The organism is Microtetraspora fusca, assembly GCF_001570365.1.
Taxonomy (GTDB): domain Bacteria; phylum Actinomycetota; class Actinomycetes; order Streptosporangiales; family Streptosporangiaceae; genus Microtetraspora; species Microtetraspora fusca.
Genome location: NZ_BBYK01000059.1, coordinates 1 through 26,543 on the forward strand (window position 1 = coordinate 1; position 26,543 = coordinate 26,543).

Annotated in this window: 26 protein-coding genes; 11 read left to right on the plus strand and 15 right to left on the minus strand. The window is 72.4% G+C overall.

Going from position 1 to position 26,543, the window contains the following annotated elements:
- Nucleotides 1-528: 528 nt before the first annotated feature.
- On the minus strand, nt 529-1,035 hold the full coding sequence (locus AWQ68_RS27210; RefSeq protein ID WP_066945168.1) for a DinB family protein: 507 nt from the start codon (nt 1,033-1,035) through the stop codon (nt 529-531).
- Nucleotides 1,036-1,262: 227 nt separating this feature from the next.
- Between AWQ68_RS27210 and AWQ68_RS27215 the strand changes: the two genes are divergently transcribed.
- Both AWQ68_RS27215 and AWQ68_RS27220 read left to right on the plus strand, forming a co-directional pair.
- A complete protein-coding gene (locus AWQ68_RS27215; RefSeq protein ID WP_066945170.1) occupies nt 1,263-3,017 on the plus strand; it encodes an RNA ligase family protein in 1,755 nt (584 codons plus the stop codon).
- Nucleotides 3,018-3,031: 14 nt separating this feature from the next.
- The gene (locus tag AWQ68_RS27220) at nt 3,032-4,138 is read left to right on the plus strand and encodes an RNA repair domain-containing protein (protein WP_084464449.1); all 1,107 of its coding nucleotides are present in this window, start codon (nt 3,032-3,034) and stop codon (nt 4,136-4,138) included.
- 82 nt (nt 4,139-4,220) lie between these two features.
- Here the strand turns inward: AWQ68_RS27220 and AWQ68_RS27225 are convergent, their stop codons facing one another.
- Nucleotides 4,221-5,234, minus strand: a complete 1,014-nt coding sequence (locus AWQ68_RS27225; RefSeq protein ID WP_066945174.1) for a questin oxidase family protein — start codon at nt 5,232-5,234, stop codon at nt 4,221-4,223.
- Nucleotides 5,235-5,270: 36 nt separating this feature from the next.
- Here AWQ68_RS27225 and AWQ68_RS27230 point away from each other — a divergent pair, with 36 nt between their 5' ends.
- On the plus strand, nt 5,271-5,582 hold the full coding sequence (locus tag AWQ68_RS27230) for an ArsR/SmtB family transcription factor (protein WP_066945177.1): 312 nt from the start codon (nt 5,271-5,273) through the stop codon (nt 5,580-5,582).
- Nucleotides 5,583-5,611: 29 nt separating this feature from the next.
- Here AWQ68_RS27230 and AWQ68_RS27235 read toward each other — a convergent pair whose 3' ends face one another.
- Nucleotides 5,612-5,962: an MmcQ/YjbR family DNA-binding protein gene (locus AWQ68_RS27235; protein ID WP_066945179.1), complete on the minus strand. Its 351-nt coding sequence runs from the start codon at nt 5,960-5,962 to the stop codon at nt 5,612-5,614.
- A gap of 34 nt (nt 5,963-5,996) precedes the next feature.
- Nucleotides 5,997-6,494 carry a MarR family winged helix-turn-helix transcriptional regulator gene (locus AWQ68_RS27240; RefSeq protein ID WP_066945182.1) on the minus strand — a complete coding sequence of 166 codons (498 nt, stop codon included), beginning with the start codon at nt 6,492-6,494 and terminating at the stop codon, nt 5,997-5,999.
- Between the two features lie 58 nt (nt 6,495-6,552).
- On the opposite strand from AWQ68_RS27240, the gene pip reads away from it, so the two are divergent.
- On the plus strand, nt 6,553-7,512 hold the full coding sequence (gene pip, locus AWQ68_RS27245) for a prolyl aminopeptidase (RefSeq protein ID WP_066945185.1): 960 nt from the start codon (nt 6,553-6,555) through the stop codon (nt 7,510-7,512).
- Between the two features lie 52 nt (nt 7,513-7,564).
- Here pip and AWQ68_RS27250 read toward each other — a convergent pair whose 3' ends face one another.
- The 3 genes from AWQ68_RS27250 to AWQ68_RS27260 all read right to left on the minus strand — a co-directional run bounded on the left by AWQ68_RS27250 (nt 7,565) and on the right by AWQ68_RS27260 (nt 10,456).
- Nucleotides 7,565-7,750: a YbdD/YjiX family protein gene (locus AWQ68_RS27250; RefSeq protein ID WP_066945188.1), complete on the minus strand. Its 186-nt coding sequence runs from the start codon at nt 7,748-7,750 to the stop codon at nt 7,565-7,567.
- Nucleotides 7,747-9,954, minus strand: a complete 2,208-nt coding sequence (locus AWQ68_RS27255) for a carbon starvation CstA family protein (protein ID WP_066945191.1) — start codon at nt 9,952-9,954, stop codon at nt 7,747-7,749. The genes AWQ68_RS27250 and AWQ68_RS27255 overlap by 4 nt, the downstream gene beginning before the upstream one ends.
- Before the next feature lie 220 nt (nt 9,955-10,174).
- Nucleotides 10,175-10,456 (minus strand): DUF3311 domain-containing protein, encoded by a 282-nt coding sequence (locus AWQ68_RS27260; RefSeq protein ID WP_066945194.1) that lies wholly within the window; start codon nt 10,454-10,456, stop codon nt 10,175-10,177.
- A gap of 161 nt (nt 10,457-10,617) precedes the next feature.
- On the opposite strand from AWQ68_RS27260, the gene AWQ68_RS27265 reads away from it, so the two are divergent.
- The 3 genes from AWQ68_RS27265 to AWQ68_RS27275 are packed head-to-tail and all read left to right on the plus strand — an operon-like array spanning nt 10,618 to nt 13,066.
- On the plus strand, nt 10,618-12,168 hold the full coding sequence (locus AWQ68_RS27265) for a sodium:solute symporter family protein (protein WP_245656128.1): 1,551 nt from the start codon (nt 10,618-10,620) through the stop codon (nt 12,166-12,168).
- A complete protein-coding gene (locus tag AWQ68_RS27270) occupies nt 12,165-12,809 on the plus strand; it encodes a sigma-70 family RNA polymerase sigma factor (protein WP_218007063.1) in 645 nt (214 codons plus the stop codon). Before AWQ68_RS27265 ends, AWQ68_RS27270 begins: the two co-directional genes overlap by 4 nt.
- Nucleotides 12,806-13,066: a hypothetical protein gene (locus AWQ68_RS27275; RefSeq protein WP_066945197.1), complete on the plus strand. Its 261-nt coding sequence runs from the start codon at nt 12,806-12,808 to the stop codon at nt 13,064-13,066. The genes AWQ68_RS27270 and AWQ68_RS27275 overlap by 4 nt, the downstream gene beginning before the upstream one ends.
- A 12-nt stretch (nt 13,067-13,078) precedes the next feature.
- On the opposite strand, the gene AWQ68_RS27280 is transcribed toward AWQ68_RS27275, so the two are convergent.
- From AWQ68_RS27280 to AWQ68_RS27290, 3 genes are all read right to left on the minus strand, one after another.
- The gene (locus AWQ68_RS27280) at nt 13,079-13,849 is read right to left on the minus strand and encodes an alpha/beta fold hydrolase (RefSeq protein ID WP_066945199.1); all 771 of its coding nucleotides are present in this window, start codon (nt 13,847-13,849) and stop codon (nt 13,079-13,081) included.
- A gap of 202 nt (nt 13,850-14,051) precedes the next feature.
- The gene (locus tag AWQ68_RS27285; protein WP_245656130.1) at nt 14,052-15,263 is read right to left on the minus strand and encodes an alpha/beta hydrolase family protein; all 1,212 of its coding nucleotides are present in this window, start codon (nt 15,261-15,263) and stop codon (nt 14,052-14,054) included.
- 184 nt (nt 15,264-15,447) lie between these two features.
- Nucleotides 15,448-16,332: an NAD(P)-dependent oxidoreductase gene (locus AWQ68_RS27290; RefSeq protein WP_066945202.1), complete on the minus strand. Its 885-nt coding sequence runs from the start codon at nt 16,330-16,332 to the stop codon at nt 15,448-15,450.
- 164 nt (nt 16,333-16,496) lie between these two features.
- Between AWQ68_RS27290 and AWQ68_RS27295 the strand changes: the two genes are divergently transcribed.
- Entirely contained in the window at nt 16,497-17,123 is a 627-nt protein-coding gene (locus AWQ68_RS27295) for a TetR/AcrR family transcriptional regulator (RefSeq protein ID WP_066945205.1), read from the plus strand.
- Nucleotides 17,124-17,284: 161 nt separating this feature from the next.
- Here AWQ68_RS27295 and AWQ68_RS27300 read toward each other — a convergent pair whose 3' ends face one another.
- Genes AWQ68_RS27300 through AWQ68_RS27320 form a run of 5 tightly spaced genes read right to left on the minus strand, consistent with a single transcriptional unit; the run spans nt 17,285 to nt 23,187 of the window.
- Nucleotides 17,285-18,454, minus strand: a complete 1,170-nt coding sequence (locus AWQ68_RS27300; RefSeq protein WP_084464452.1) for an ABC transporter ATP-binding protein — start codon at nt 18,452-18,454, stop codon at nt 17,285-17,287.
- Nucleotides 18,454-19,497, minus strand: coding sequence for an ABC transporter ATP-binding protein (locus AWQ68_RS27305; protein ID WP_066945207.1), 1,044 nt, complete (start codon nt 19,495-19,497; stop codon nt 18,454-18,456). The genes AWQ68_RS27300 and AWQ68_RS27305 overlap by 1 nt, the downstream gene beginning before the upstream one ends.
- A gap of 7 nt (nt 19,498-19,504) precedes the next feature.
- Nucleotides 19,505-20,554 (minus strand): ABC transporter permease, encoded by a 1,050-nt coding sequence (locus AWQ68_RS27310; protein WP_066945211.1) that lies wholly within the window; start codon nt 20,552-20,554, stop codon nt 19,505-19,507.
- Nucleotides 20,547-21,500, minus strand: coding sequence for an ABC transporter permease (locus tag AWQ68_RS27315; RefSeq protein ID WP_066945214.1), 954 nt, complete (start codon nt 21,498-21,500; stop codon nt 20,547-20,549). Before AWQ68_RS27315 ends, AWQ68_RS27310 begins: the two co-directional genes overlap by 8 nt.
- 58 nt (nt 21,501-21,558) lie before the next feature.
- On the minus strand, nt 21,559-23,187 hold the full coding sequence (locus AWQ68_RS27320; protein ID WP_066945217.1) for an ABC transporter substrate-binding protein: 1,629 nt from the start codon (nt 23,185-23,187) through the stop codon (nt 21,559-21,561).
- A 237-nt stretch (nt 23,188-23,424) separates the two neighbouring features.
- Between AWQ68_RS27320 and AWQ68_RS27325 the strand changes: the two genes are divergently transcribed.
- From AWQ68_RS27325 to AWQ68_RS27335, 3 genes are all read left to right on the plus strand, one after another.
- Nucleotides 23,425-25,071 (plus strand): AMP-binding protein, encoded by a 1,647-nt coding sequence (locus tag AWQ68_RS27325; protein ID WP_066945219.1) that lies wholly within the window; start codon nt 23,425-23,427, stop codon nt 25,069-25,071.
- A 75-nt stretch (nt 25,072-25,146) separates the two neighbouring features.
- Nucleotides 25,147-26,034 (plus strand): LLM class F420-dependent oxidoreductase, encoded by an 888-nt coding sequence (locus AWQ68_RS27330; RefSeq protein ID WP_066945222.1) that lies wholly within the window; start codon nt 25,147-25,149, stop codon nt 26,032-26,034.
- Nucleotides 26,031-26,519 (plus strand): nuclear transport factor 2 family protein, encoded by a 489-nt coding sequence (locus AWQ68_RS27335; protein WP_066945225.1) that lies wholly within the window; start codon nt 26,031-26,033, stop codon nt 26,517-26,519. The genes AWQ68_RS27330 and AWQ68_RS27335 overlap by 4 nt, the downstream gene beginning before the upstream one ends.
- Nucleotides 26,520-26,543 lie beyond the last annotated feature (24 nt).

Here is a 26,543-nt window from a genome sequence, read left to right on the forward strand (position 1 = left end):
ATCCGGCCCCGCCCTGGGCCGGCCCGGCAGCATGCCCGAACTCCACGCGCCAGGGCCTCACACGCCAGAAGTCAGCGTGGGAAGTCAGCGTGCCGGAACTCCATGTACTGGAGCTTCGCCCGAGACGACGGCGGGAAGCTGATGCCGACCACCGCCCGTCTCAGCGTGGTCGACTGCCCCCAGCAGTCGGACCGGCTTCATCCGCTTGGCCGGCTCCGCCACCAACCGCCCTGGCACCCGCGCTTCGGCCTCACCGAAAATTTGAGGCCGCATCAGTTCGGGGCCGCATCAGTTCGAGGCCGCGATCAGGAGGCCGCGATCAGGAGGCCGCGATCAGGCGATGTGCCGACCGATCGCGGCGAAGAAACCTGAGGATTGGGGGCCGAGGCAGGCTCAAACGGTCAGGTCGTTGGCTATCGATGAGCGGGCGCACCTCGTCCCGGGCATGTGCACGTCCTTCGGTCGGTCGCGCGAGGACTTTCGCCGCTGCGCCGGTGGCTTTCGGCCTCGCGCGCTGGAGCCCTGCGGTCACTCGCCGGTGGCGCCGTCGATGCGCTCGCGCAGCAGGTCGGCGTGCCCGTTGTGGCGGGCGTACTCCTCGATCATGTGGACGAGGATCCAGCGGTGGGAGCAGTCCTGGCCGTGGCGCTGCCGCTTGCCCACCGCGTCGAGCGGCACGCCGGCCGAGATCTCGCGGGCGCGCTCGATCTCGGCCTGCCATGTGGCGAACGCCTCTTCGGCCGACGCGCCGTCCACGTCGTCGAAATCGGCGTTGGGTGCGACGTCCTTGCCCCACAGCCGGGGGACGTCCTCGCCGTCGAGGATCACGCGGAACCACACCTGCTCCACGTGGGCCATGTGCCGGACCAGTCCGAGCAGCGACATGCTCGACGGCGGCGCCGAGCGCTCGCGGAGCTGCTCCTCGGAGAGCCCGGCGCACTTGACGGCGAGCGTGCCGCGATGCCAGTCGAGCCAGTTGTTCAGCATGGCCCGCTCGTCGCCGATGAACGGAGGAGGCACGCGATTATCGGTCATGCCCGCACAGTACAGGGCGGCTTTTCGGGCCATGAGCGGATTATCGGCGTAACACCCCTTCCGTTCCGGCACGCCGGATCCGGATCCCCCACCGGTGGTGCTCCGCTCCCCCGGACGAAGGCACGGATTATTCGATGGCCCCGCCCGTGCCCGCTCTCGTACAGTCACCCGGGCAGTCACCTGGGCGGTCACCCGGGCCGGGACGTCGTCAGCGGGAGAGCGAGAACATGCGCGTCCACTACCCTCGCACCCCGCACCTGCCCTGGTCTCCCGGGACGACAGAGGACGACGTACGGGCGGGCGGAGTGTCCGGCCTGGCGGGCCGGGAGGTCGTCGTCACCCAGAAGCTCGACGGCGAGAACACCACCATGTACGCCGACGGAGTCCACGCACGGTCGCCGGACTCCGGGCACCACCCGTCCCGTGCCTGGGTCAAGGCCCTGCACGGCAGGGTCGCCCGCTCCATCCCGCCGGGGTGGCGAGTGTGCGGCGAGAACCTCTACGCCCGGCACTCGATCGCGTACGCCGACCTGGAGAGCTGGTTCTACGTCTTCTCCGTCTGGGACGGCGACCGCTGCCTGGACTGGGACGCGACCGTACGCTTCGCACGACGGCTGGGGCTCCCGGTCCCGCCGGTGCTGTGGCGCGGGGTCTTCGACGAACGCGCCCTGCGGGCCCTGCGCCTGGACACGGCCCGGTGCGAGGGATACGTGGTGCGGACCGTCGAGGGGTTCCGCCGGGAGGAGTTCCCCCATCGCGTGGCCAAGTGGGTGCGTCCGAGCCATGTGCGTACGGACGAGCACTGGATGCTCGCGCCCGTCGTCCCCAACGGCCTCGGCCCGGCCTCCGCGCTGTGGGAGGTCCGTTCGGGGGGCGCTCCCGCCGTGCCGTCGCTCCTCGCCGCGCTGGGGACGGAGCACGCGACGAGTCCCGCCATGCCGGACGAGGCGGCGGTCGCGGAGGTCACCGCCCATCTCGACGTGCTGGGCCGTACGGGGGACGCCCGGCTCGTGGGCGTGCTGGCGGCGCTCTTCAACCGCACGCGCCGGGCGTGGCTGGCGCCCCGGCTGGTGGCCCCGCTCGGCATGGGGCTCGCGCGGCGGGTCGCCGACCTCGTCGGCCTGCACGCCCGCCTGCGTACCCCGTTCCCGGACGACGAGCGCCGTGCCGGTCTGGCCCGGATGGCGGCGGCGGCCGACCTGGGCGTCCTGCACGCGGTCGCCGCCGCCGCGCTGGCCGGCTGCCGTGACGGCGACGCCGCCGAGGCGCGGGAGCAGATCGCCTGGTCCGAACTCCACGCCGAGGACGCCGGGCTGCTCAGGGAGGACCCGCTGCGTCCGCTCGCCGAGGGCCTGCGGGAGGCGCTCGACGGCTGCGACCCGGACGCGGCGGACCGCTGCTGGGGCGAGTCGCGGGACGCGTACGCGCGGGGCCGGATCTCCACGGCCGAGGAGGCCGTGGCGGCGACCTGGCGGTGGCGGTCGGGCCGGTTTCCCCGGCTCGTCGTCATGGTGGGGCCGTCGGGCAGCGGGAAGAGCACCCTCGCCCGGAAGATCGCGTCCGGTGGGCGTGACGCCGTGGTGGTCTCGCTCGACGACCTGCGCGAGGCCCGCGGATCGCGGTCGGATCAGCGGGCGAATCCCGCGATCCTCGCTGAGGGCCTGCGCCGGCTCGACGCGCTGCTGGCCGGCGGAGAGACGATTGTGTGGGACGCCACCTCCCTCACCCGGCGGCAGCGTTCCCTCGTCCACGCGGTGGCCCGCCGCCGCGACGCGCTGACGACGCACGCGGTCATGCTGGTCGGCGGCGAGGAGCTGGCCCGGCGCAACGCCGTACGAGCGGACGGGGTGCCGCCCGAGGTGCTCGCGGCGCAGCTCCGGCGCTTCGATCCGCCCTACCCGTGGGAGGCGCACCGCACCTGGTACGCCGGGCCGGACGGCGGCGTCCGGGACACCTCTGGAACTCTCGACAGCACGTACTGATACGGACTGAGCCGATGCGAACGAGCGAAGAGATCTATCACCGGGTGCGCTGGGATCCGCGTTTCGATCCGGCGCGCTTCGTGCTGGGGATCAACGTGCGCGGGGCCGCGCCCGCGCGGGTGCCGCTTCCCGATTTCGTGGCCGGAGGCGACATCCCCTGGCACCGCGTCGTCTTCATCGAGGCGGACGGCGAGACGGTCTGGGACCGCGCCTCCGGCGTGGACCGGCTGGACGAGACCCGGGCCGGGCGGGTGCGCGAGCCGCGCCGGCTCCGCGAGCCGTCCTTCACCGCCTGCCCGCCGTACGTCTGGGATCGGGTGGCCGGGTGGCGTCCGGCTCCCCCGGCGCCGAGTGTGGGGACGCGCCCGGGGACGGCGCTGCGCGTTCTGACCTGGAACACCCTGTGGGACCGCTACGACGGCGACCGCATCCACACGTCCCGGCGCAGGCCGCTGCTGCTGGAGGCGCTCGAACGGGCCGACGCCGACGTCATCGCGCTGCAGGAGGTGGAGAGCGAGCTGCTCGGCATGCTGCTGCGCGCGCCGTGGGTCCGCTCCGCGTACACACTGGGGTCGGACCCGACCGGCCGGGACGTGTACGACACCGGGCTGCTCCTGCTCAGCCGCCTTCCGGTGCGGGAGGCGGGCCACCACGTCCTCGGCCCGCACAAGGCCGTCACCGCCGTGACCGTGGAGTCGGGCGCGGGCCCGATCGTCGTGGCCGCCACGCACCTCACCAGCGACCACGCGGAGGACGCCGCGTCCCGGCGCGACGCCGAGCTGGCCACGCTCGCCGGCGCGCTGCGCGGTGTGGAGGGCGATCTCGTCCTGCTGGGCGACTTCAACGACGGCGGAAACGCTCCCGCCGACGCGCTCGGCCTGCGGGACGCCTGGACCGAGGTGCACGGCATCGACGACCGGACGCCGACCTTCGATCCGCGCGCGAACCCGCTGGCGGCGATCTCCTCGCTGACCGGCCGGGCGTTGCGGATCGACCGCGTGCTGCTGCGCGGCCACGGGCTGCGCGTCGTCGCGGCGGAGCTGCGCGGCGACTCCCCCGCGACCCCGGACGGCCTGTTCGTGTCCGACCACTACGGCGTCGCCGTGGATCTCGTCGCCTGAGGGGGCGGCTGAGGGGGCGGCTGAGGGGGCGGCTGAGGGGGCGGCTGAGTCCAGCCTGACCGGCCGGGGTCACCCGGGGGCCTCACCTGCCGAGCAGCTCCACCGAACGGGCGGCGGCGTGGAGGAAGACCGGGTCGCCGGTGAGCGCGTGCTGCCGCAGCGCCGCCTCGGTCAACTTGATGGCGTGGGCGTCGCCGGTCTCGGCCGCCCGCCCGGCCAGCTCCTCCGGTGCCTGAGGAGCGTCGGTCGGCAGCGGCTCCACCGTGCCCTGGTAGGCGTACCCGCTGTACAGCGCGGCCGCCACCTGCCACAGGGCGTCGTACGTGGGACGCCACAGTTCGACGGGCAGGTGATCCAGCACCGACGACACGGCCACCGGCGCCGTCACCGCGTGGATGAAGTCGATCGGCGCGTGCCTGCCGTGGGTCAGGAACACCCCGGCGAACACCCGGGTCAGCTCGGTCAGGTCGGCGGCGACGTCCGTCGGCGGCCGCAGGGACGAGACGGCTTCGGGGAACGCCGGCAGGTCCCGCAGGTGTGCGAGGTGCACCACGATCCGCTCGGTCGGCGCGAGCTCCAGAATGGGCAGGACCGCGACGGCCTGGTCGAGCGTGCGCGCGCCGACGGTCAGCGGCCGTCCCGGCAGCTCGACGTATCCGGCCGCCCAGTACGCCAGCGCCCGGGCCAGCTCGGCGAGCCTGGGCGGGGTCTCCTGTTCGGCGAGCGCCCGGACGGCGTGCGAGGTGCGGATCACGCCGTGGGTGGCCCCGGCGGCCAGGCCGGGGGTGAGCCGCGGCCACCACTCGGTCAGCACTTCGCGCCAGGGCGCCTCGGCGAGGCGTTCGGTGAAGTAGGCGGTCCAGTCGCCGATCCGGCGCCGGTCGCCGAGCGCGGCCCGCCAGTCGGCGATCCGGTCGGCCCGGCTCGGGCCGCCTTCGAGCTTCGGCAGATAGTCGGAGACCCAGCCGGGGATCTCCTCCGCCGCGCCGAGCCGTACCAGGGCCTCGACGACCATCGGGCCGTGGTTGGACAGGCCGCCGCGGTACTCGGGGCCGGTGGGCGCCAGCCGGACGAGCGCCTCGTCGAGAAGATCCATATCGCTTCCCTTCTATATAGAATGAAGACTATATAGATGCTAGGCGATACGCTACCCAATGTGGACGTCGAGGTGCTCCGGGCGCTGGCCCATCCGGTTCGGCTCGGGATCGTGCGCATGCTCGCGGCCGAGCCCGACATCTGCGCGTGCGACTTCACCGACGAGTTCGCGGTGAGCCAGCCGACGATCTCCGCCCATCTCAAGGTGCTGCGCGAGGCCGGTCTGGTGCGTACGCGACGCGAGGGCACCACCATCTGCTATTCGCTCGTGCCGGAAACGCTGGCCGGGGTCGCGACCGAGCTGCAGCGGCTCGCCGGACCCGCCGCCGTCCTGACCCGGCACGCCTGACAACCCCGTCCGGCGCGGGCCGCGGACGGTTACGGAACGACGCCGCCGAGATGGGCGGCGGCCACGCTCTTGGGCACGGCCATGCGCCACGCCTCGACGACGATCTCCCGCATCTCGGCCCGGCCGACGGCGGCCGCGGTGAGCTCGACCCAGTTGAACCGCATGTCGGACGGCCGCGGCAGGTGGAACTTCTCCGGCTCCGCCGCGACGAGCGCCGCGCGCTCCTCCTTCGGGAAGGCGAACCCCATCGTCGTCTCGTCGGCCGAGAAGGCGACGTAGACGATCCGGCCCACCCGGAACTTGATCCGGTCCCTGATCAGGTGCTCGGTGGTGCGCGGCAGCGCCAGCGCCACCCGGCGCACGTCGTCCACTGTGATCATCTGTCGTCCGTCCCCTCCGGTCCGCCCGTGCGGCTCACTCCGCAGCAGAGTGGCCGGGCGCGGGCGGCAGGTCCAGTCCGGACTCGGCGATGCGGTCCCGGAACGGCTTGCGCCGCAGCGCTCGTACGGCCTCCGCGAGCAGGTCGGCGAGGGGCATCGGCAGCTCGGCGTCGAGCTCCCGGGCGGCGGCCGCGGTCGCGGCCCACTCCGCCTCGATGACCGGCAGGATCTCGCGGGCCTGCGGGGTGAGGCTGGCGATTCGCTGACGGGCGTCCGCGCCCGGCTCGAGCGCGACCAGGCCGGAGCGGGCGAGCTGCGCCACAGTCTGACTGGCGGCCGAGTGCGTCACGCCGACCTTCGCGGCCAGCTCGCGGATGGACGAGGGCCCGTCGGCCACCAGAACCCGGACGTACGGCGAAAAGCGGGGCCGGTAGTCGGGCAGGCCCAGCTCGTCGTAGACCTTCGCCACGTCGCCGTCGAGCAGCTCCAGCACGTGACGCAGCAGGGTCCCGAGGGCGGCGCGTTCCGGCATCGTCTCCACAGGGCTAATGTAACAGCACTGTCATAACTTTCCGAAGAAGGGGCGGCGAATGAGCCTTTATCCCCAAATTGAGCCATACGACGGCGGGATGCTCAACGTGGGCGACGGGCATCGCGTCCACTGGGAGACGTACGGCAACCCGGACGGCAAGCCCGCCGTCGTGCTGCACGGCGGGCCCGGATCCGGCTGCACGCCGGGCTGGCCGCGCTACTTCGATCCGGAGGCGTACCGGGTCGTGCTGTTCGACCAGCGCGGCTGCGGCAGGAGCACGCCGCGCGCCGACGCCCCGGCGGCCGACCTGTCCACCAATACAACCCCGCACCTGGTGGCCGACATCGAACGGCTGCGCGAGCACCTGGGAATCGAACGCTGGCTGGTCCTCGGCGCGTCATGGGGATCGACGCTGGGGCTGGCCTACGCCGAGACGCACCCCGAGAGGGTCTCGGAGATGGTCCTGTTCAGCGTCGTCATGACCACCCGGCGGGAGGTCGAGTGGGTGACCCGCGCGATGGGCCGGGTCTTCCCCGAGGAGTGGGAACGCTTCCGGAACGGCGTCCCCGAGGCCGACCGCGACGGTGACCTCGCCGCGGCGTACAGCAGGCTGCTGCACGATCCCGACCCCGAGGTACGGGACAGGGCGGCCAGGGACTGGTGCGCCTGGGAGGACACCCACGTCGCCACCGCGAGGGATCACCGGCCCGATCCCCGCTACGAGGACCCCGTCTTCCGCATGGTCTTCGCCCGGCTCGTCACGCACTACTGGAGCCACGCGGCGTGGCTGGAGGACGGCGCGCTCATGAAGGGCGCGGAGCGGCTCGCCGGCATCCCCGGGGTCCTGATCCACGGCCGCCTCGACATCAGCGGCCCGCCGGACATCCCCTGGCAGCTCGCCCGCGTCTGGCCGGACGCGACGCTCGTCCTCGTCGACGACGCGGGGCACGGCGCCCACCCCACCACGAACGAGGCCGTCGTCGCCGCGACCGGCCGCTTCGCCGCCCTCCCCCGGTAGCCCAGGTCCTCGGCCTGCCCCTGGAGAAAACGCCCCGCGCAAGGGCGGCGGGTCAGCAGCACCGGGCGCCGGGGTCGGCGTCCCGCCGGTCGATCCGCAGCCGTTCGTACTCCCGCCGGGAGAGCGGCGGGGTGGGCGAGTGAGCGCGGTGCCGTTCGAGGTACCGGTCGTACTCCGCCTCCCCGGTGATCTCCCGGACGTACCACCGGACGAAGCTCAGCAGGGAACGCGGGGTCACGGGGCCTGCGCCTCCTCGCCGTCACGCCCGGCGGCGGCGCCGGTGCCCGTGCCCTCGGCCGCGCCCGCGTACGCCGGCGCGCGCCGCTCGACGGCGGTGGAGAACAGCCCGGACGGCGCGACGATGCGCGACTCGACGTACGGCGCCTCGGCCGTCGGCAGCGGCTCCCGGGCGCGTACGGCCCGCACGCAGACGACGAGGGCGTTGCCGATGACCAGGAGGACGAGCAGCGCGAACATCGCGGCGAGCACGCCGTCGATGGTGGAGTTCACGACGACCGTGTGCATCTGGTCGAGGTTCTTCGCCGGTGGGAGGACCTTGCCCGCCGCCAGCGCGTCCGCGTACTTCGCCCGCTGGGCGAAGAAGCCGATCTTGGGGTCGTCGTGGAAGACCTTCTGCCAGCTCGCGGTCAGCGTCACCGCCGCGTCCCACAGGAGCGGGATAGCGGTGACCCACGCCCACCGCAGCTTGCCCGACTTGATCAGAAGCGTGGTGCAGAGGGTCAGCGCGATGGCGGCGAGGAGCTGGTTCGCGATGCCGAACAGCGGGAAGAGCTGGTTGATCCCGCCCAGCGGGTCACTGACCCCGGCGTAGAGGAAGTAGCCCCAGGCGAGCACGACCAGCGCGCTGGTGCCCCACAAGCCGGGCTTCCAGCTCACCCGCCCGATCGGCTTCCAGATGTTGCCGAGCGTGTCCTGCAACATGAACCGGCCGACGCGGGTGCCCGCGTCCACGGTGGTCAGGATGAACAGCGCCTCGAACATGATCGCGAAGTGGTACCAGAACGCCTTGAACCCCGTCCCGCCGAAGATGCCGGACAGGATCTCCGAGATCCCGACGGCGAGCGTGGGGGCGCCTCCGGCGCGCGCGATCACGGTCTGCTCCTCGACCGCCGCCGCGGCCGCCCGCAGGTCCTCCGGGGTGATGACGAACCCCAGCTTGCCCACCGCGGCCGCCGCGCTCTCGGCGGTGGTGCCGAGCAGCCCCGCGGGCGCGTTCATCGCGTAGTACAGGCCGGGTTCGAGGGCGGAGGCGGCGATCAGCGCCATGATGGCGACGAACGACTCCATCAGCATCGCGCCGTACCCGATCAGCCGGACCTGCGACTCCTTCTGGATCATCTTCGGCGTGGTGCCCGAGGCGATGAGCGCGTGGAAGCCCGACAGCGCGCCACAGGCGATCGTGATGAACACGAACGGGAAGAGGGAGCCGGCGAAGACGGGCCCGTTGCCGTCGAGCGCGAAGGACGTGATCGCCTCGTTCCGCAGGTGCGGGGCCGCGACGAGCACGCCGACGGCGAGCAGCCCGATCGTCCCGACCTTCATGAACGTCGAGAGGTAGTCGCGGGGGGCGAGCAGCAGCCAGACGGGGAGCACCGACGCGAAGAATCCGTAGACCACCAGGCAGACGACGAGGGTCTGCGGGCTGAGCGTGAACGCGCCGGCCAGCGGCGAGCCCTCGATCCAGCCGCCGCCCGCGATGGCCAGCAGGAGCAGCGCCACCCCGATCACCGTGGCCTCCATGACCCGGCCGGGACGCAGGACACGCAGGTAGAGCCCCATGAAAAGCGCGATCGGGATGGTCATCGCGATGGAGAACGTGCCCCAGGGAGACGAGGCGAGGGCGTTCACCACGACCAGGGCGAGCACACCGAGCAGGATGATCATGATGGAGAAGACCGCGAGCAGCGCGGCGGCGCCGCCGACCGGGCCCATCTCCTCCCGGACCATCTGGCCGAGGCTCTTGCCGTCCCGGCGCATCGAGAAGAACAGGGTCACCATGTCCTGGACCGCGCCGGCCAGGATGACACCGACGATGATCCAGATGGTCCCGGGCAGGTAGCCCATCTGCGCGGCGAGCACCGGGCCGACCAGCGGGCCGGCGCCCGCGATGGCGGCGAAATGGTGGCCGAGCAGCACGCGGCGGTCGGTCGGGTGGAAGTCGACGCCGTTGTCGAGCCGCTCGGCGGGGGTGGCCCGGCGGTCGTCCACGCCGAGCACCCGGCGGGCGATGAAGCGGGAGTAGAAGCGATACGCGATCGCGTACGAGCCGAGGGCGGCGGCCACCAGCCAGATGGCCGAGATCTTCTCGCCTCGGGACAGGGCGAGGACGCCCCAGGCCACCGCGCCCACCACCGCGACGGCGGTCCACACGAGGACGGATTTGGGCCTGGCTTTCGCGCCACCGGGGCCGATTCTGGACATGGATGATCCTCCTGAAATCAGGGCAGGACTAAACGCCACGGGGATCGCCGGAAAAGATCGGCTCAGCCTCCCGGGGGTTGAGACGGAGCCGCTTTACCGTGCCGCAGGCCCCCGCAATTGCGGCATTACGGGCGGCGCGCGGCACGTTCACGATCAGCGCGCATTCTCGCCATACCCGTACCGCGGGGGCAGGGCATGGCCGATCGCGCTGATCGCGTAATTAGGGGATGCCGTCGTCGAGCCCGTCGCGATCAGCCCGGCCGTCACGACCGCCGTGATCACGGCGGGCTTCGGCAGGCCGATCACGTCGCAGCGCGTACGCGGCGGCCATGAACACGACGCTCCCCGGCACCCAGGCAAGCTGATACCAGAAGAAAAACCGCATTCCGGCCAAATGCGGCGCATCGTGGGGATACCACGGTACCCAGAGGAGCGCCATCACGGGAAACGCGAGGCAGACGCCGGCGGCGACCCGCCGTGCCGTCCAATGCGGCTTCACCATCGTGCCCTCCGGAATGTTCCGCGGTCTGATGCAGGGTTGCGGACACGGGCGTTCTGGTTTACCCCGTTTTTCGGGGAAATTTCGTGTCAACCAACCGAGGGCTCCGCGCAACTTGAGGGTAATTGCCGGGCTTCTGTGGACGGTGGCCGATGATCGAGCCGTTGAGTGCGACGACGTTCCTCGCGGTGCTCGGCGGCACCTCACTGCTCGCGGTCGCCGCCCGGAGGTTCCGTCCCCCTCCGGAGCTGCCCACCCTGGAGAGCTGGGCGCTCGCGGACCGCCGGTTCGGCACGCCGACGACCTGGTTCCTGCTCGGCGGGACGATCTACACGGCCTACACCTTCGCCGCCGTACCCGGCCTCGTGTACGGCGCCGGCGCGATCGGGTTCTTCGCCCTGCCGTACACGGTGATCGTGTGCCCGCTCGCGTTCGTGCTGCTGCCGCGGCTCTGGTCGGAGGCCCGCCGCCACGGCCACCTCACCGCCGCCGACGTGGTCCGGCAACGGTACGGATCCCCGGCCCTCGCGCTGGTCGTGGCGGTGACCGGGGTGCTGGCCACGATGCCGTACATCGCGCTGCAGCTCGTCGGCATCCGCGCCGTGCTGTCGGCGGGCGGGCTCTACCCGCGCGGCCTGATCGGCGACCTCGCGCTGGTCGCCGTGTTCGCGGTGCTCGCCGTGGCCACGTACCGGCACGGCCTGCGCGCCCCGGCGGTGATCTCGCTGATGAAGGGGGTGGCGATCTTCTGCGCCGCGCTCGCGGTCTCCTTCCTCGTGCTCGACCGGTTCGGCGGGCCGGGCCCGATGTTCGACGGCGCCGAGCGGGCGCCGGCCTCGGGCGCGCTCCCCCAGGCGTCCCTCAGCCTCGACCCGAGCCTGTTCGCGGTGTACGCCACCCTCGCCCTGGGCTCGGCGCTCGCGCTGCTGCTCTACCCGCACGTGCTGACCCCCACGTTCGCCGCGGCGAGCGCCGACACGCTGCGCCGCGCGTCCATCGCGCTGCCCGCCTGGACGGCGGTGCTCGCGGTGTTCGCCCTGCTCGGCGTCGCCGCGCTGGCGTCCGGCGTGCAGGTCCCACCCGGCAGCGCGGAGGCGGCCGTCCCGCTGCTGGTCAAGGAGCTGATGCCGGCGGCCCTGACCGGCCTCGTCTTCGGCGCGCTCGCGGTGGGCGCGCTGGTCCCCGCCGCGGTCATGTCGGTCGCCGTGGCGACCACGTTCGTCCGCAACATCTACGTCGAGTGTTTCCATCCGACCGCCACTCCGAAGCACCAGAGGCGGGTCGCGCAACTCGTCTCGCTCACCGCGAAGATCGGCGCGGCCGTCTTCGTGTTCGGGCTGCGCGATCAGGACGCCATCAACCTGCAACTGCTCGGCGGGGTCTGGATCCTGCAGACCTTCCCCGCCGTCGCCCTCGGCCTGTTCACCCGGCGGTTCCACCGGCGGGCGCTGCTGGCCGGATGGGGCGCCGGCATGGCGGCGGGCACGCTCATGGTCGTCTACAGCGGCTTCTCGTCGCTGGTGCCCGTCGGCCTGGGCGGCCAGGGGGTGCAGGCGTACGCGGCGGTGGTGGCGCTGGCGCTGAACCTCGCCGTCGTGGTGACCCTGACGCCGCTGCTCAACCGGACGTGCGCGGCCGGACCGCCTCCGGGACGCGGCGCGCAGGCCCCCGTACCGCCCGTCTCCGTTCCGCCCTCCTCGGGGCCGGCCCGGTGAGCGGGACAGGGCCGGCGACCCGGCCGCGTACGCCCCTGGACCTCGACACCGCGCGCAGCGGTGAGGACCCTGCGGCCGCGCCGCCCGGAACGGCCGGGGACGCCGCACCGGTCTCACCGGGTGTGGACGGCGCGACCCCCGGCGCGCCGTACGGGTCGGACCGCGAGACGGCCGTGACGCGGCTGTTCGAGTCGCACTACACCGGCCTGCTGCGCCTCGCCGTGCTCCTCGGCGCCGACGACGCCGAGGACATCGTCGCCGAGGCGTTCTGCGAGCTGCACCGCCGCTGGAACCGGCTGCGCACCGCCGACGCCGCCCTGCCGTACCTGCGGTCCGTGGTCTGCAACCTCACCCGGATGCGACTGCGTCATCTCCAGGTCGTCCGCAGACACACGGAATGGAGCACCGACCTGGAGCGGTCGGCCGAGAGCGTCGCCCTGCTGCGCGACGACCAGAAGGCGCTCATCGACGCCCTGATGCGGCTTTCGGCCCGGCAGCGCGAGGCGCTGGTCCTGCGCTACTGGCTCGGCCTGCGGGAGAGCGACATCGCGGCGGCAATGAGCATCTCCTGCGGCGCGGTCAAGGCGCACACGAACCGCGGCATGTCCGCACTCACCAAGATCCTGGAGGAACGACGATGAGCACCGGCCCGGCCGGCACCGAGGACCAGTTGCGCGAGGTCCTCGAAACGCTCGCCACCGGGGTGCGGCCGGCCCCGGACGCCTACCGGCGGGTCCAGCGCGAGTGGCGGCGCCGCGAGCGCAGGCGCCGCCTCGTGCTGGCCGTCCTGGTGGTGCTGGTGTTCACGCTCGCCGACGCCGCGGGGCTGTGGGCGCTCAACCAGGCCCGCAACCAGCCGCACATCGTCTTCAACACCCCGGCCTCCCCCCACCCGTGAACGCCGGGGTGATCACGGCGCGTCGAGGAACTCCTCGATCATCGAGGTCAGCCACTCGGCGCGATGGACGAGCGTCACGTGCGTGGTGCCGGGCAGCACGGCCAGCCGGGAGCTCGGCAGGCCGGCCATGTCGCCCACCACGCCGCCGCCGAGCAGCCGGAACATCTCGACGGTGTGCTCGGGGCGGACGATGTCGGAGTCGCCGATGATCAGGAAGGTCGGCTTGCCGAGGTCCCTGACCGTCTCGGCCGGCCACTCGGGCAGGTCGCAATCCATGTTCTTGATCTTCTTGATCAGCGTCGGCCAGTCCTCGGGCCGGGGGGCGACCCTGGCGTACGCCTCCTCGAACGGCGAGCCCGCGAGGTGCTCGGGCCGCAGGCCCTCGATTCCGCCGAGGACGCCGGGGTGGAGGCCGTCCCGGTTGTGGGCGATCGACGCGAGGACCAGCTTGCGCACCAGTTCGGGGTGGTCGACGGCCATCTGGAACGCGACCGCCGAGCCGCTGCTGTAGCCGAAGACGTCCGCGTCCGCGACGCCGATGTGCTTCAGCAGCGCGGCGGTGTCGTCGGCCCAGTTCCGGACGCTCAGCGGGCGGTCGATGTCGGCGGTGTGCCCGTGCGCCTGCTGCTCGACCGCGATCACCTGCCGGGACTTCGCCAGCGTCGGGATGATCCGCCCGAAGTCGACGTCGACGGTGGACAGGTTGCCGTGCAACAGGACCAGCGGCCTGCCCTCGCCGTGGACCTCGTAGTACATGTCGAGACCGTTGATCGGTGCGTACATCCGTGGATCTCCTGCTCTGGACGGGAGTGGCGTGGCCGGGGAGCGGTCCCCCGGCCTCCGGACGGGTCGGTTCCCAGCTCGATCCCTTCACCGTTTCGGTGAAACCCAGTCTGCTGAAACCACGCCGTCCGCGCACCCGTCTTCCACCCCCGAACGGCCCCCGGGCGCGGACGGCGCGCGGCCCTCCGCGCCTGGGCGTCCGTCAGCGCCAGAACCTCACCTCGGGATAGCGCCGGGACGGGCGGTCGAGCAGCGGCTGCGGCCGCCCGCGAAGGTGCTGGTCGAAGAAGGCGGCGACATACTGACGGGTGATCTCCACCGCACGGGCGCCCTTCAACGGGGTTCCGAGGTCGACGCCTCCCTGCTCCAGGAGAAGGGGATAGTCGGTGAAGGACGCGTGGTCCGCGCCCTCGAAGGTGAGCCAGCGCTTCCAGCCCGTCATGCGCTCGAAGTCGCGGTCCCACGTCGGGTCCTCGCCGGGCGAGGTCTCACTCGCGCCCAGCACGAGGAACGGCCGGGAGAGCCCCTTCTCCGGGATCGGGACGAAGAACGTGCCGTCCATGTTGATCCCCGCGCGTACGCGGGAGTCGTTGACCATGGTCCAGGACGTACTGGCGCCGCCCATCGAGTGCCCCGCCATGCCGATCCGGGAGCGGTCGATCAGCTCGCTCCCCTTCCAGACGGGATGGCGTCCGGTCAGCCGGTCGAGCACGAAGGAGACGTCCGCCTGCCGGCTCTTGGCGGTCTTCGCACCGGACCCCAGGGGGTCCGCGGACGCGCCGGGGCAGGCCACGCAGGTCGCGGTACGGCCGTCCGGAAGGCTCGTGCCGTACGACTCGTAGGTGTGGTCGATCCCCGCGACGACGTACCCCCGGCTGGCCAGGTCCTCGGCCAGGATCGTGAGCGACGAGCGGGGCATGGTGAACCCGGGTGACAACACCACGAGGGGAAGGCCGTTCCTGCGGCCGGTGGGCGCGGCGTCGGCGATCGCGTTCGTGCGGGTACGGCTCAGCACGTCGCCGGGCATGCCGGTGACCCCCTGCTCCTTCAGCAGCAGCCTCGACTCCTCGGCGGTCATGTACGGCGCCCGCTGCCCGCCGGACGGCTTCGCCGGGTACCACAGCGAGACCATGAGCTCGCGCTTCTTCACCGACGGCACCCACGGGTCCGGGCGGGAGCCGTCCACCAGGTGCAGTGTTGTCGTGCCGACCCGGTGCGGGCCGGTCGGCCGGGGCAGGACCGGGTCCTGGGCGGCGGGCGGGGTCGGGGACGGGCTCGGCCCGGGGGTGGACGCCGGGGTCGCGGAGGGCACGGAGGGGGCCGGCTCGGCGGCGCCGGCCGCCGTCGCGGACATCGCGAGCGCGAACGACGCGACGCCGGCGGCGAGCGCGCCACGGATGATCGTCTTTGACATGACCATCATGCTTCCGGCATCCGGACGCGATCACCTCGGCACCAGGATCCATTCGCGGGTCCGACTTTCGGATCAGGCCGCAGGTCGTGACTACGCCCGGAATCGGACCGGCGACGCGTCCGAAGACCACAGTGCGCGGTCCGCTCGTCGCCGCGGTCCGCTCGTCGCCGCGGGCCGGAAGGCGTCAGCGGCGACCGGCTCCGTCGGTCCTGGCCTCGATCGCGTGAAGCACGGCCACCATGTCGGAGCCGCCGTACCCAAGGGCCACGGTCTCGCCGAAGAGCGCGTGGCAGACGTCCAGGAGCGGCGAGGCCAGCTCGCGCTCGCGCGCCGCCTCGGCGATCAGCCGGTTGTTCTTCAGCACGTCCAGGGCGGCGGCCTGGACGGCGAAGTCGCGATCCATCAGCTTGGGGGCCTTCATCCGGGACACGCCGCTCGCCATCGGTCCGGCGTCGAGCACGTCCAGGAACTGCCGCCGGTCCAGGCCGTGCCGGTCGGCGAAGTGGAACGCCTCGGTGAGGCCGGTGACCATGGTGATCAGGAACAGGTTCACCGAGAGCTTCATCACGAGGGCGTTCGGGACCGGTCCGCAGACGAACGACTCATGGCACATCGGCCCGAGCAGCGGGCGCACCTCCTCCACGGCCGCCTGTTCCCCGGCCAGCATCGCCACCAGCCGTCCGGTCTCCGCGGGCTGCCGGGAGCCGGAGACGGGGGCTTCGACGTAGCCGCCGCCCGCCGCGCGGATGTCGGCGTCGAGGTCGCGCGAGTAGCCGGGAGACGTCGTCCCCATGTGGACGATCGTGCGCCCGGCGACGTTCGCCGCGAAGCCGGGCGTGCCGCGGCCGAGGACGGCGTCCATGGCGGCGCCGTCGGCCAGCATGAGGAACACGACGCGGGCCCGCGCGAAGACCTCGGCGGGGCTCGCCGCCACCGCCGCGCCCGCGGCCCGCAGTGGCTCGGCCCGTGCGGCGGTGCGGTTCCAGACCACGATCTTCGTATCGGACCGGGCGAGATTGAGCGCCATCGGCAGTCCCATGACGCCGAGGCCGATGAAACCCACGTCCACACCACACCGCCTTCTCGCCGGCGAGCCCGGGATCGGCGTCGCCGTCCCACGACTATGACAGTCGTCATAGTACGGCGTGTATGACAATCGTCATAGTGGGTTCGTGTCGTCATACGGAGTCGTACGGCGAGCGGACGGGTCGGCGCGTGGAGCGGAGGTCGGGAATGGCGGTTTCCGAGCGGGATGGGCGGGACGAGCGGGGCGAGCGCGGGCCGCGCGAGCGGATGGTCTTCAGCGCGGCCCAGCTCATCCGGCGCGGCGGGGTCGCCGCGGCCGGGATGCGCGACGTCGCCGCGCACGCGAGCGCACCCCGGGGGTCACTCCAGCACTACTTCCCCGGAGGCAAGGAGCAGCTCGTCAACGAGGCCGTGGACTGGGCCGGACGCTACGCCGGCGACCGCGTCGGGAGGTTCCTGGCGGCGATGCCCGAGCCGTCGCCGAGCGGGCTGTTCGCCGCGATGGCGCAGCAGTGGATCGACGAGTACGAGACCGCCGGGTTCGCCGGGGGCTGCCCGGTCGCCGCGGCGATGGTGGACTGCGCGGAGAGCGCCGAGTCCACCAGGAGCGCGGCCGCCGCCGCGTTCGACCGCTGGGCCGGCTCGGTGGCCGAAGCGCTGCGCGGGATGGGTGTGCCCCCGGAGCGGGCCGCCTCGCTCGCGACACTCATGATCAGTGCGCTGGAGGGAGCGATCCTGATCGCCCGCTCCGAGCGGGACGTACGCGCCCTCACCACCGTGGTACGCGAGCTCGCCCCGCTCCTGGACGGCTCCGCCGCCCCACCACCCGCGTGACGGCCCGTGCCGCGCGAGAGACCCACGCCGTCCGCCAGGGCTCCCGCCTCCGTGGCCGATGCGTGCGCCGATCGCGCGCGCGGCCGGAGAGACGCTGGGGGCGGCGGTCGCGCAGCGGGTCGACCTCCCCTTCGGCGTGGTGCCGCGCCCGCTGCACCGGGTCAGTCCCCCACGTTGTGGCAGGCGAGGTAGTGGCCGTCGCCGACCTGGCGCAGCAGCGGCTCCTCGTCGGCGCAACGAGCGGTGGCCAGCGGGCAGCGGGTACGGAACCGGCACCCGCTGGGCGGGTTGAGCGGCGACGGCAGCTCGATCGCCCCGTCCCCGACGCCATCGGCGCTCCGGCCGCCCGTCCGCGCGCGCCCCACGGCCGGACCCGCGTCGCCCGGCCAGGCCGGAGCGGTCCCGCCGGACAGAACCGGAACCACATCGGGCAGACCCCCAGGCGTACCACCGGGCAGGGCCAAGGCCGCGTCGCCGGGCGCCTCCCGGCCCGCCTCGCCGGTCGTGAGCTCGATACCGCCGCCGGGCCCGAGATCGGCCTCGGGGACGGAGGCGAGCAGCAGCCGCGTGTACGGGTGGAGCGCCGACTCGGACATCCGCGCCGACGGCGTGACCTCGCACACCTTGCCGAGGTACATGACCATGATGCGATCGCTGATGTTCTTCACCACGGCGAGGTCGTGCGCGATGAACACCATGCTCAGGCCGTAGCGCGTCTTGGTCTCTTCAAGCAGGTTGAGGATCTGGGCCTGCACCGAGACGTCGAGGCTGGAGACGGGCTCGTCGCAGATCAGCGCCCGGGGGTCGAGCATGAGCGCGCGGGCGATGCAGATCCGCTGACACTGCCCGCCGGACAGCTCGTGCGGCCGCCGGTCCCACACGACGGCCGGGTCCAGCCCGACCGACGAGATCATCGACTCGATCCGCTCCCTGGCCGGCCTGGTACCCCAGATCGACGGGCCCTCGGCGACGAGGTCCCGCACCCTGCGGCGCGGGTTCAGCGAGGAGACCGGGTCCTGCAGGATCATCTGCATCTTCCTGCGCCGCGTACGCAGCGCCCGGGGCGCGAGGCCGGTCAGCTCGGCCCCGTCCAGCCGCACGGAGCCAGACGTCGGCGGCGGGAGCTGCATCACGGCGCGTCCCGCGCTGGACTTGCCGCAGCCGGACTCGCCCAGGATGCCCAGCGTCTCACCGTCGAGGAGGTCGAAGCTCACGCCGGAGACCGCGTGGACCTTCTGCCCGCGCCCGGCGGGGTACTCCACGACCAGGTTGTCCACGACCAGGACCCGGTCCTGACCGGAACGCATGTGGGCGCTGCCGGTACCGGCCATCAGGAGCCTCCTGCGACGACGGGACGGACGGGGTGGTGGCAGGCGAACGCGCGCGCCCGCCCGCCCGCGGCCTCGGGGGCGAGCACCGGCGGGACCCGGTGGCAGTCCTCCCGGGCGTACCGGCAGCGCGGTGCGAAGCGGCAACCCTCCGTGGGCGCGACCATGTCCGGCGGCGCGCCGTCGATCGCCTCCAGCCGGGAGTGCGGCGGCCGGCCCAGGCGTGGAACCGACGCCAGCAGCGCCTCGGTGTACGGATGGCGGGGTGCGGCGAACAGGACGTCCGCACCGGCGAGCTCCACGATCCGGCCCGCGTACATCACGGCGACCCGGTCGGCGCGCCCGGCGACGACCTGGAGGTTGTGGCTGATCAGGGTAATCGCCATGCCGAGCTCGTCCTGGAGCCGGCCGAGCAGATCGAGGATCTGCTTCTGCACGGTCACGTCGAGCGCGGTGGTCGGCTCGTCGGCGATGAGCAGTTTCGGTTCGTTGGCCAGCGCCATGGCGATGACCACCCGCTGGCGCATTCCGCCGGACAGCTCGTGCGGGTACTGGCCCAGCCGCCGCGCGGGCTCGGGGATGCCCACCAGCCGCAGCAGCTCCTCGGCGCGGGCGCGGGCGGCGGCCCGGGAGAGCCCGCCGTGCCTGCGCAGGCTCTCGGTCAGGTGGACGCCGACCTTCTTGACCGGGTTGAGCGCGGTCATCGGGTCCTGGAAGACCATGCCCACGCCGGCGCCCCACAGCTCGCGCCGCCCGGCGTCGCCAAGCGCGTGGACGTCGGCGCCGTCGATGAGCACGCGGCCGGAGACCGTCATCGCCGGACCCGTGGTGTAGAGGCCCATGACAGTACGGCCGAGCACGGACTTGCCCGATCCCGACTCGCCGACCAGGCCGAGTGTCTCCCCCGCGTCCAGGGTGAGGGAGACGCCGTCCACCGCCTTGAGGTTCCCGCGCGGGGTGCGGATCTCGGTACGCAGGTCCTCGACGACCAACAGCGGGGCCGAGCCGCCCGGGGGCCGGGCGGGGGCGTGGGGGCGCTGACTCATGGCACTCCTAGAGCTTCGCCTGACGGGGATCCCACCGCTTCCTCGCCTTCTCCCCGATGAGGTTGAACGCGAAGACGGTCAGGAAGAGCGTCACGCCGGGGACCAGCACGATGTGCGGATGGTCCTGGAAGGCGTTGCCCTCGCCCTCGGCGATCATGTTCCCCCAGGACGGGTCGGGCGCCTGGATGCCGAGGCCGAGGAAGCTGAGCGACGCCTCGGCCACGATCAGCACCGACACGATGACCATGCCGTACGACGCGAGGGGCAACAGCACGTTGGGCAGCAGCTCGCGGCCCATGACCCGCCACCGCGAGGCGCCCATCGCCGTGGCCGCGAGCACGAACTCGCGCTGGGCGAAGGTCAGCGTGGCGGCGCGGGCCATCCGGATCATGCTGGGCAGGGCGAGCAGCGACAGGGCGATGGCGATGTTGCGCAGGTTCGGCTCCAGCACGGTGCCGAGCGCGATCAGCAGGATCAGCGGTGGCACGGCGAGCAGCGAGTTGGTGGCGACGCCGACCGCTGTGTCGGTGAGCCGCCGGAAATATCCAGCGAGGATGCCGATCGCGCCACCGACCGCCATGCCGATCGCCACCGCGCCGATCGAGACCAGCAGCGAGGCCCGGGCGCCGTAGAGGACACGCGCCAGCAGGTCGAGCCCGAAGTTGTTCGTCCCGAGGGGGTGCTCGGAGAACAGCGCGGGCGGCGCCATCGCGGGCGCGTCGATCGTCTTCGCGATGTCGTGGTACTCGCCGAGCGGCAGCATCGGCGCGAGGACCGCGGCCGACACCAGGACGACCAGCCACGCCAGGCAGAGCCAGAACATGAGGTCGAAGGACCCGCCGAAGACGCCCCGGCCGAGCCGGACGAGCCCCGCGTACGCGAGCCCGAGTCCGACGGCGAACGCCAGGAGGGACAGCCAGCCGGGACCGGGGAGCGCGGCCGGCGCGAGTGCGGCCAGGGCGAGGCCGGGCACGGCGAGGCCGAGCCCCGGCCAGGATAGGTACCGTCCCCGACCTCTGCTTCCCGCCGGGCCGGTGAACTCAACGAAGTCAGACATGCGCCCGCCTGATCCGTGGGTCGAGATAGCCGTACGACAGGTCGATCAACGCGTTGGCCAGGACGTAGATGAGCGCGACGACCAGCACGGCGCCCTGCACCATGGGGAAGTCGCCCTTGTCCGCCGAACCGATGATCAGCGTGCCCATGCCGGGGAGGGCGAACAGGTACTCCACGATCACCGTGCTGCCGATCAGCCGGCCGAGGCTGATGCCGAGCAGCGTGATCAGCGAAAAGGACGAGGGCCGCAGCGCGTCGCTGAACAGCACGCGCACCGGCGACATCCCCTTGGCCTTGGCCGCGAGGATGAAGTCCTCCTGGAGCGTGGTGATCAGGTCGCCGCGCAGGATCCGGGTGAACATCGCGGTCTCGGCCAGCGCGATCGTCAGCGCGGGCAGGAACGCGTGGTAAAGGTTGCCGCCGAGCCCCTCGCCCAGCCGTACCCACTCGGCTCTGGGGAACCAGCCGAGCTGGTTGGAGAAGACCATGATGATCAGCAACCCGGCGAGGAAGCTCGGCACGGACAGGACGCCGAAGGTCCCCGCGCTGACGACGCGGTCCACCCGTCCGTCGGCGTGGTAGGCCGACCACATCGCCAGCGGGATCGAGACGACGAGGGCCATGACGAGCCCGAGGACGGCCACCTCCGCGCTGACCGGGAGGGCCGCGGCGATGCGCTCGGCCACGTCGCTGTTGGGCGGGATGAGCGAGGTGCCCAGATCGCCGTGGAGCGCCGCGCCGAGCCAGCGCCCGTACCTGACCAGGAACGGGTCGCCCAGCCCCATCTCGTCGCGCAGCGCCGCGTACTCCTCGGGCGGGTGCCCCTCGCCGAGAACGGCGATCGCGGGATCTCCGGGGGTCAGGTCCACCAGCGCGAAGGTGCCCACGCTGACGACGACCAGGACCACCGCGATCTCGGCCAGCCGTCTCAGCACGCCGCGTGCCATGCCGGTCGCCCTCCTCTCCTCGTCACGTCCACGTCACCGGATGCCGTCGCGGACCCGCTCAGCCGGTCGGGGCGATCCAGGCGTCGTCGAGGAGGACCATGCTGTTCACGGTGCCCTCCACGCCGTGGACGTTCTTCCGCCAGGTGAGGAACTCGGGGGTGGGGCCGTAGACGAGGGCGGGGACGTCCTTGTTCCACTGCTCCTGGATCCGGCCCATGACCGCGCGCTGCTCACCCTCGGTCTCGGCGACCTGGAACTCATCGATCAGCGCGTCCATCTCGGGGCCGGTGTGCATGCCGACGCTGAGGTTGCCCTTGCTGTGCAGGGTCGCGAACATCCGCCCGTACGGCCCCGCCTCGCGCCAGCTGATGCCCCACCCGGCGACGTCGTAGTCCTTGTTGACCGACACCTTGGTGATCTGGTCGGCGACGGAGCGGACCAGGTCGAGCTCCACCTGGAAGCCGACGCTCTCCAGCATCGACTTGATCGCCAGGGCGGTGGCGCGCGCGGCGGGGTCCTGGCGGCCGAGGTAGGTGACCTTCCCGTCGAACCCGTCGGCCTTCGCCTGCTTGAGCAGTTCCCTGGCCTTGTCCGGGTCGTATGGCAGCGACGTGGCGTCGGTGTGCCAACGCGAGAAGCTCGGGAAGACCTGGGTGCTCGCCACACCGGCGCCGTTGTAGGAGCGCTGGTAGATCACCTCGGGCTTGATGGCCTGGAACATCGCCTGCCGTACGCGCGGGTCGGCCCCAGGGCGGCCTTCGGAGGCGTTGATCACGCCGACGTTGCCGAGCGCGACCATGTTCATGTATCCGGGGAACCCGGCGGCCAGCGCCTTGTCGATGAGCTGCGGGTCGCGGAGGAAGGCGGCCTGCGCGCCGCCCGACGTGAAGGTGTCCAGCAGCGCGTTCGGATCGGTCACGTAGATGATCCGGATCTTGTCCAGGTTCGGGCGGCCGTCCCAGTAGTCCTCGCGGGCGTTGAGCACCGTCTCCTCGTGCTCGGCGTAGCTGCCGAAGGTGAACGCGCCGGCCCCGACCGGCTTGAACGCGCCGCCCTCGTCCGCCGACCTGGCGACGATCATGCCTGGCCCGGTGGTCAGCATGTACGGGAACGTGGGCCACTTCCTGCCCAGCTTGAGGACGACCGTCGAGTCGTCGGGGGTCGTGATGGAGGTGACGTTGTCCTTCCAGAGCCGCGCCTCGTCCGCGCCCTTCTCGACGTACCGGTCGAGGCTCCATTTGACGGCCTTGGCGTCCAGCGGCGTGCCGTCGCTGAACATGACGCCGTCGCGCAGGGTGAGGGTCCACGTCGTGTAGCCGTCGCTCGCCTCCAGGCCCTTGGCGAGCTGCGGTCGGACCTCGCCGGTCGCGCTGTCCCAGCGCATGAGCACGTCGTAGATCGCGGCCATCTCCAGGCCGCCGGTGGAACCGGCCACGATGGTCCGGGCGGGGTCGAGCACGGCGGCCTCGGCGTAAGCGCCGAACGTCAGCGTGCCGCCCTTCACCGGCTCGCCGCCGTCGCCGCCGCCGATCACCCCCACCTGGTACGTGGACGGGGTCGCCGCGCCGCGTGGTCCGGCCGCGGCCGAGCCCGTGTTCCCCGGGGACGACGAGCAGGCCGCGACGAGGGCCGCGACGAGGAACAGTCCGGCAACCGGGCGCAACCGCGTCGTGGTACGAGGCTTCATTCGCTTCCTCCAATTGGCCACCCGGAAAGCGCACATACGGGCGGACAGGAAGCGAGAGAATCAGGACGGATCATCATTGGATTCCCGATGTCCCACTGAGCGGGACATCGGGCTCACAAGATCACATATGGGCTGGTAATCGACTTAACGACCACCGAACCGGCCGACCGCACCAGCACGATCCCCACGATCCACTCGGCTGGGTATAGATCGCGATAATCCGCCAAGGAGACGCCAGTGCCCGATGACGCCGGCCAGCCCCTCCTCACCGACGACCGTCCCGACCGCCCGGCCACGTTCGCCGAGCTGGTCGCGGCGCGGGCGGACGACGACCGGCCGGGGTTGAGGTTCGAGGACCGGAGCTGGAGCTGGCGGGAGGTCGTCGCCGAGGCCCGGCTGCGCGCCGGGCTCGCCCGCGACCTGCGACGGCCCGGCCCCTGGCACATCGGCCTGTTCCTGGAGAACACCCCCGAGCACCTGTTCTGGCTGCTCGGCGCCGCCCTGGCCGGGGCGACCGTGGTCGGGGTCAACCCGACCCGCCGCGGCGCCGAACTGGCCCGCGACATCGACTTCACCGACTGCGGGCTCCTGGTCACCGAGACCGGGCGGCGCGGCCTGCTCGACGGCCTCGCGTTGAACTGCGGGGACCGGGTCCTGACCGTCGACTCGGCCGAATACGCCGAGGCCCTGGCCGCGACCGCTCCCCTGGCCCCCGACGGGGACGGGATCGCCCCCGGGACGTACTTCTCGCTTATCTTCACCTCGGGGACCACGTCCGCGCCGAAGGCGGTGATCTGCAGCCAGGGCCGGCTCGGGCGGATCGCCCTCCAGCAGCGACAGCGGCGGGGGCTCGGCCCCGGCGACGTGTTCTACGTCGTGATGCCGATGTTCCACTCGAACGCCATCATGGCGGGCATCGCGCCGGCCGTCGCCTCCGGCGGGTGCGTCGTGCTGCGGCGCAGGTTCTCCGCGTCCGCGTTCCTGCCCGACGTGCGCAAGTACGGCGTGACCTTCTTCAACTACGTCGGCAAGCCGCTCAACTACATCCTCGCGGTGCCCGAGAAGCCCGACGACGCCGACAACCCGCTGCGCATCGCCTTCGGGAACGAGGCGGCCGACCGCGACATCGAGGAGTTCGCCCGGCGGTTCGGCTGCACCGTCATCGACTCGTACGGCTCAAGCGAGGGCGAGGTGCGGCTGAACCGCGTGCCCGGGACCCCGCCCGGCTCCCTGGGGGTGGCCGAGGCGGGCACCATCGTCGTCGATCCGGAGACGCTGCGGGAGTGCCCGCGCGCGGAGTTCGACGAGGCGGGCGCCCTCCTCAACGCCGACGAAGCGATCGGAGAGATCGTCAACACGGTCGGCGCCGCCGCCTTCGAGGGCTACTACAAGAACCCGGAGGCCACCGCGGCCCGGGTGCGGAACGGCTGGGTGTGGTCGGGCGACCTCGCCTACCGCGACGCCGCGGGCTTCTGGTACTTCGCCGGGCGGAACAGCGACTGGCTCCGCGTGGACGGGGAGAACTTCGCGGCCGCCCCGGTCGAGCGGCTGCTCGCCCGATTCGAGGCGTTCGCCGACGTCGCCGTCTACGCCGTGCCGGACCCCACGGTCGGCGACCAGGTGATGGCCGCGGTCGTGCCCGCCGACGGCCACGCCTTCGCCCCGGAGAGCTTCGCCGCCTTTCTCGCCCGCCAGCCGGACCTCGGCACCAAGTGGGTGCCCCGGTACGTCCGGATCACCGCCGAACTGCCGCGCACCGCCACCAGCAAGGTGGTCAAGCGGCCGCTCCGCGACGAGGGGTGGCACACCGCCGACCCCGTGTTCGTACGGCAGGGCACGAGCCTGTCCTACCGCCTCCTCGAATCCGATCCCTCGGAGGAGTGACCGGTTGACCCGCGGCGTCCCGGTCAACGGGAGAAATCCCGGTGAACGAGTGATCGACGCCATACCGTGCCGCCTATGAAGTACGCCGTCATCGCCCCCGTCGCCGCGAACACCACCGCCGACCCCGAGTGGATCGGCGCGTACGCCCGGCACGCCGAAGCCTGCGGGTTCGAGTCGATCGTGGTGGTCGAGCACACGGTGGTGATCGCCGGGTACTCCAGCGTCTACCCGTATGACAGCTCCGGGAAGATGGGGCTGCCCGACGACTGCGCCATCCCCGACCCGCTGGACCTGCTGGCCTTCCTCGCCGCCCGCACCAGCAGGATCGGGCTCGCCACCGGCGTGCTGGTGCTCCCCAACCACCACCCCGTGGTGCTCGCCAAGCGGCTCGCCACCGTCGACGCGCTCTCGGGCGGACGGCTGCGCCTGTGCGTGGGCATGGGCTGGATGCGCGAGGAGATCGAGGCGTGCGGCGCCCCCTTCGAGGCCCGGGGGCGGCGGGCCGACGAGCAGATCGACGTAATGCGCAAGCTGTGGGCCGGCACCTCGCCCGAGGGCGTCGAGCATCACGGCGAGTTCTTCGACTTCCGCGGCGCGATGAGCTACCCGAAGCCGGTACGCCCCGGCGGCGTGCCGATCCACATCGGCGGGCACAGCGTGGCCGCCGCCCGGCGGGCGGGGCGGCGCGGCGACGGGCTCCAGCCGCTCGGCGTGGCCGGCGACGAGCTGCGCACCCTCGTGGGCGTCATGCGCGAGGAGGCCGAGAAGTGCGGTCGCGACCCGGACGCCCTTGAGCTCAGCCTCGGCCACCTCGTCGGCCGGATCACGGCGGAGCGGGCCGAGTCCCTCGCCGCGCTGGGCGCCGGCCGCGTCGTGCTCGCCGCCTCCCCGACCTCCGACCTCGCCGAGGCCCAGGACGAGCTGTCCGCCTGCGCGGACCGCCTCGGGCTGGCCGGCGCGTGACGCTCGCTCCGGCCGACCGCGCCGACCTCGCCGATCTGGTCGCGCGGTACGCCCTCCACGTCGACCGGCGGGACCTGGACGCCCTGGTGGGCCTTTTCACGGAGGACGCGGTGCTCGCCCTCCCGGACCCGCCGCGCGACCTCGGCCCCGTCCGGTCGCACACCGGGCGGGCCGAGATCCGCGACGCCATGGCGCGGCTCGCCGCGATCCCGGTGACCTTCCACGCCCTGGCCGGGCACGTCTTCGACGCCGGCCCCGACCCCCATACGGCCACGGGAAGCGTCGCCTGCGTCGCCCACCACCTCACGGAGCGCTCCCCCGGTGAGGTGACCGACCTGGTGTGGCACCTGCGCTACGCGGACTCCTACCTGCGGGACGACGACGGCGTCTGGCGCATCCGCGGCCGCGCGCTCCAGATCGACTGGATCGAGACCCGGCCGGTACGCCGCCACCGGGCCGAGGCGGAACCACGAGGCGACCGATGAACGGCACTGCCCGCCTCTGATCGA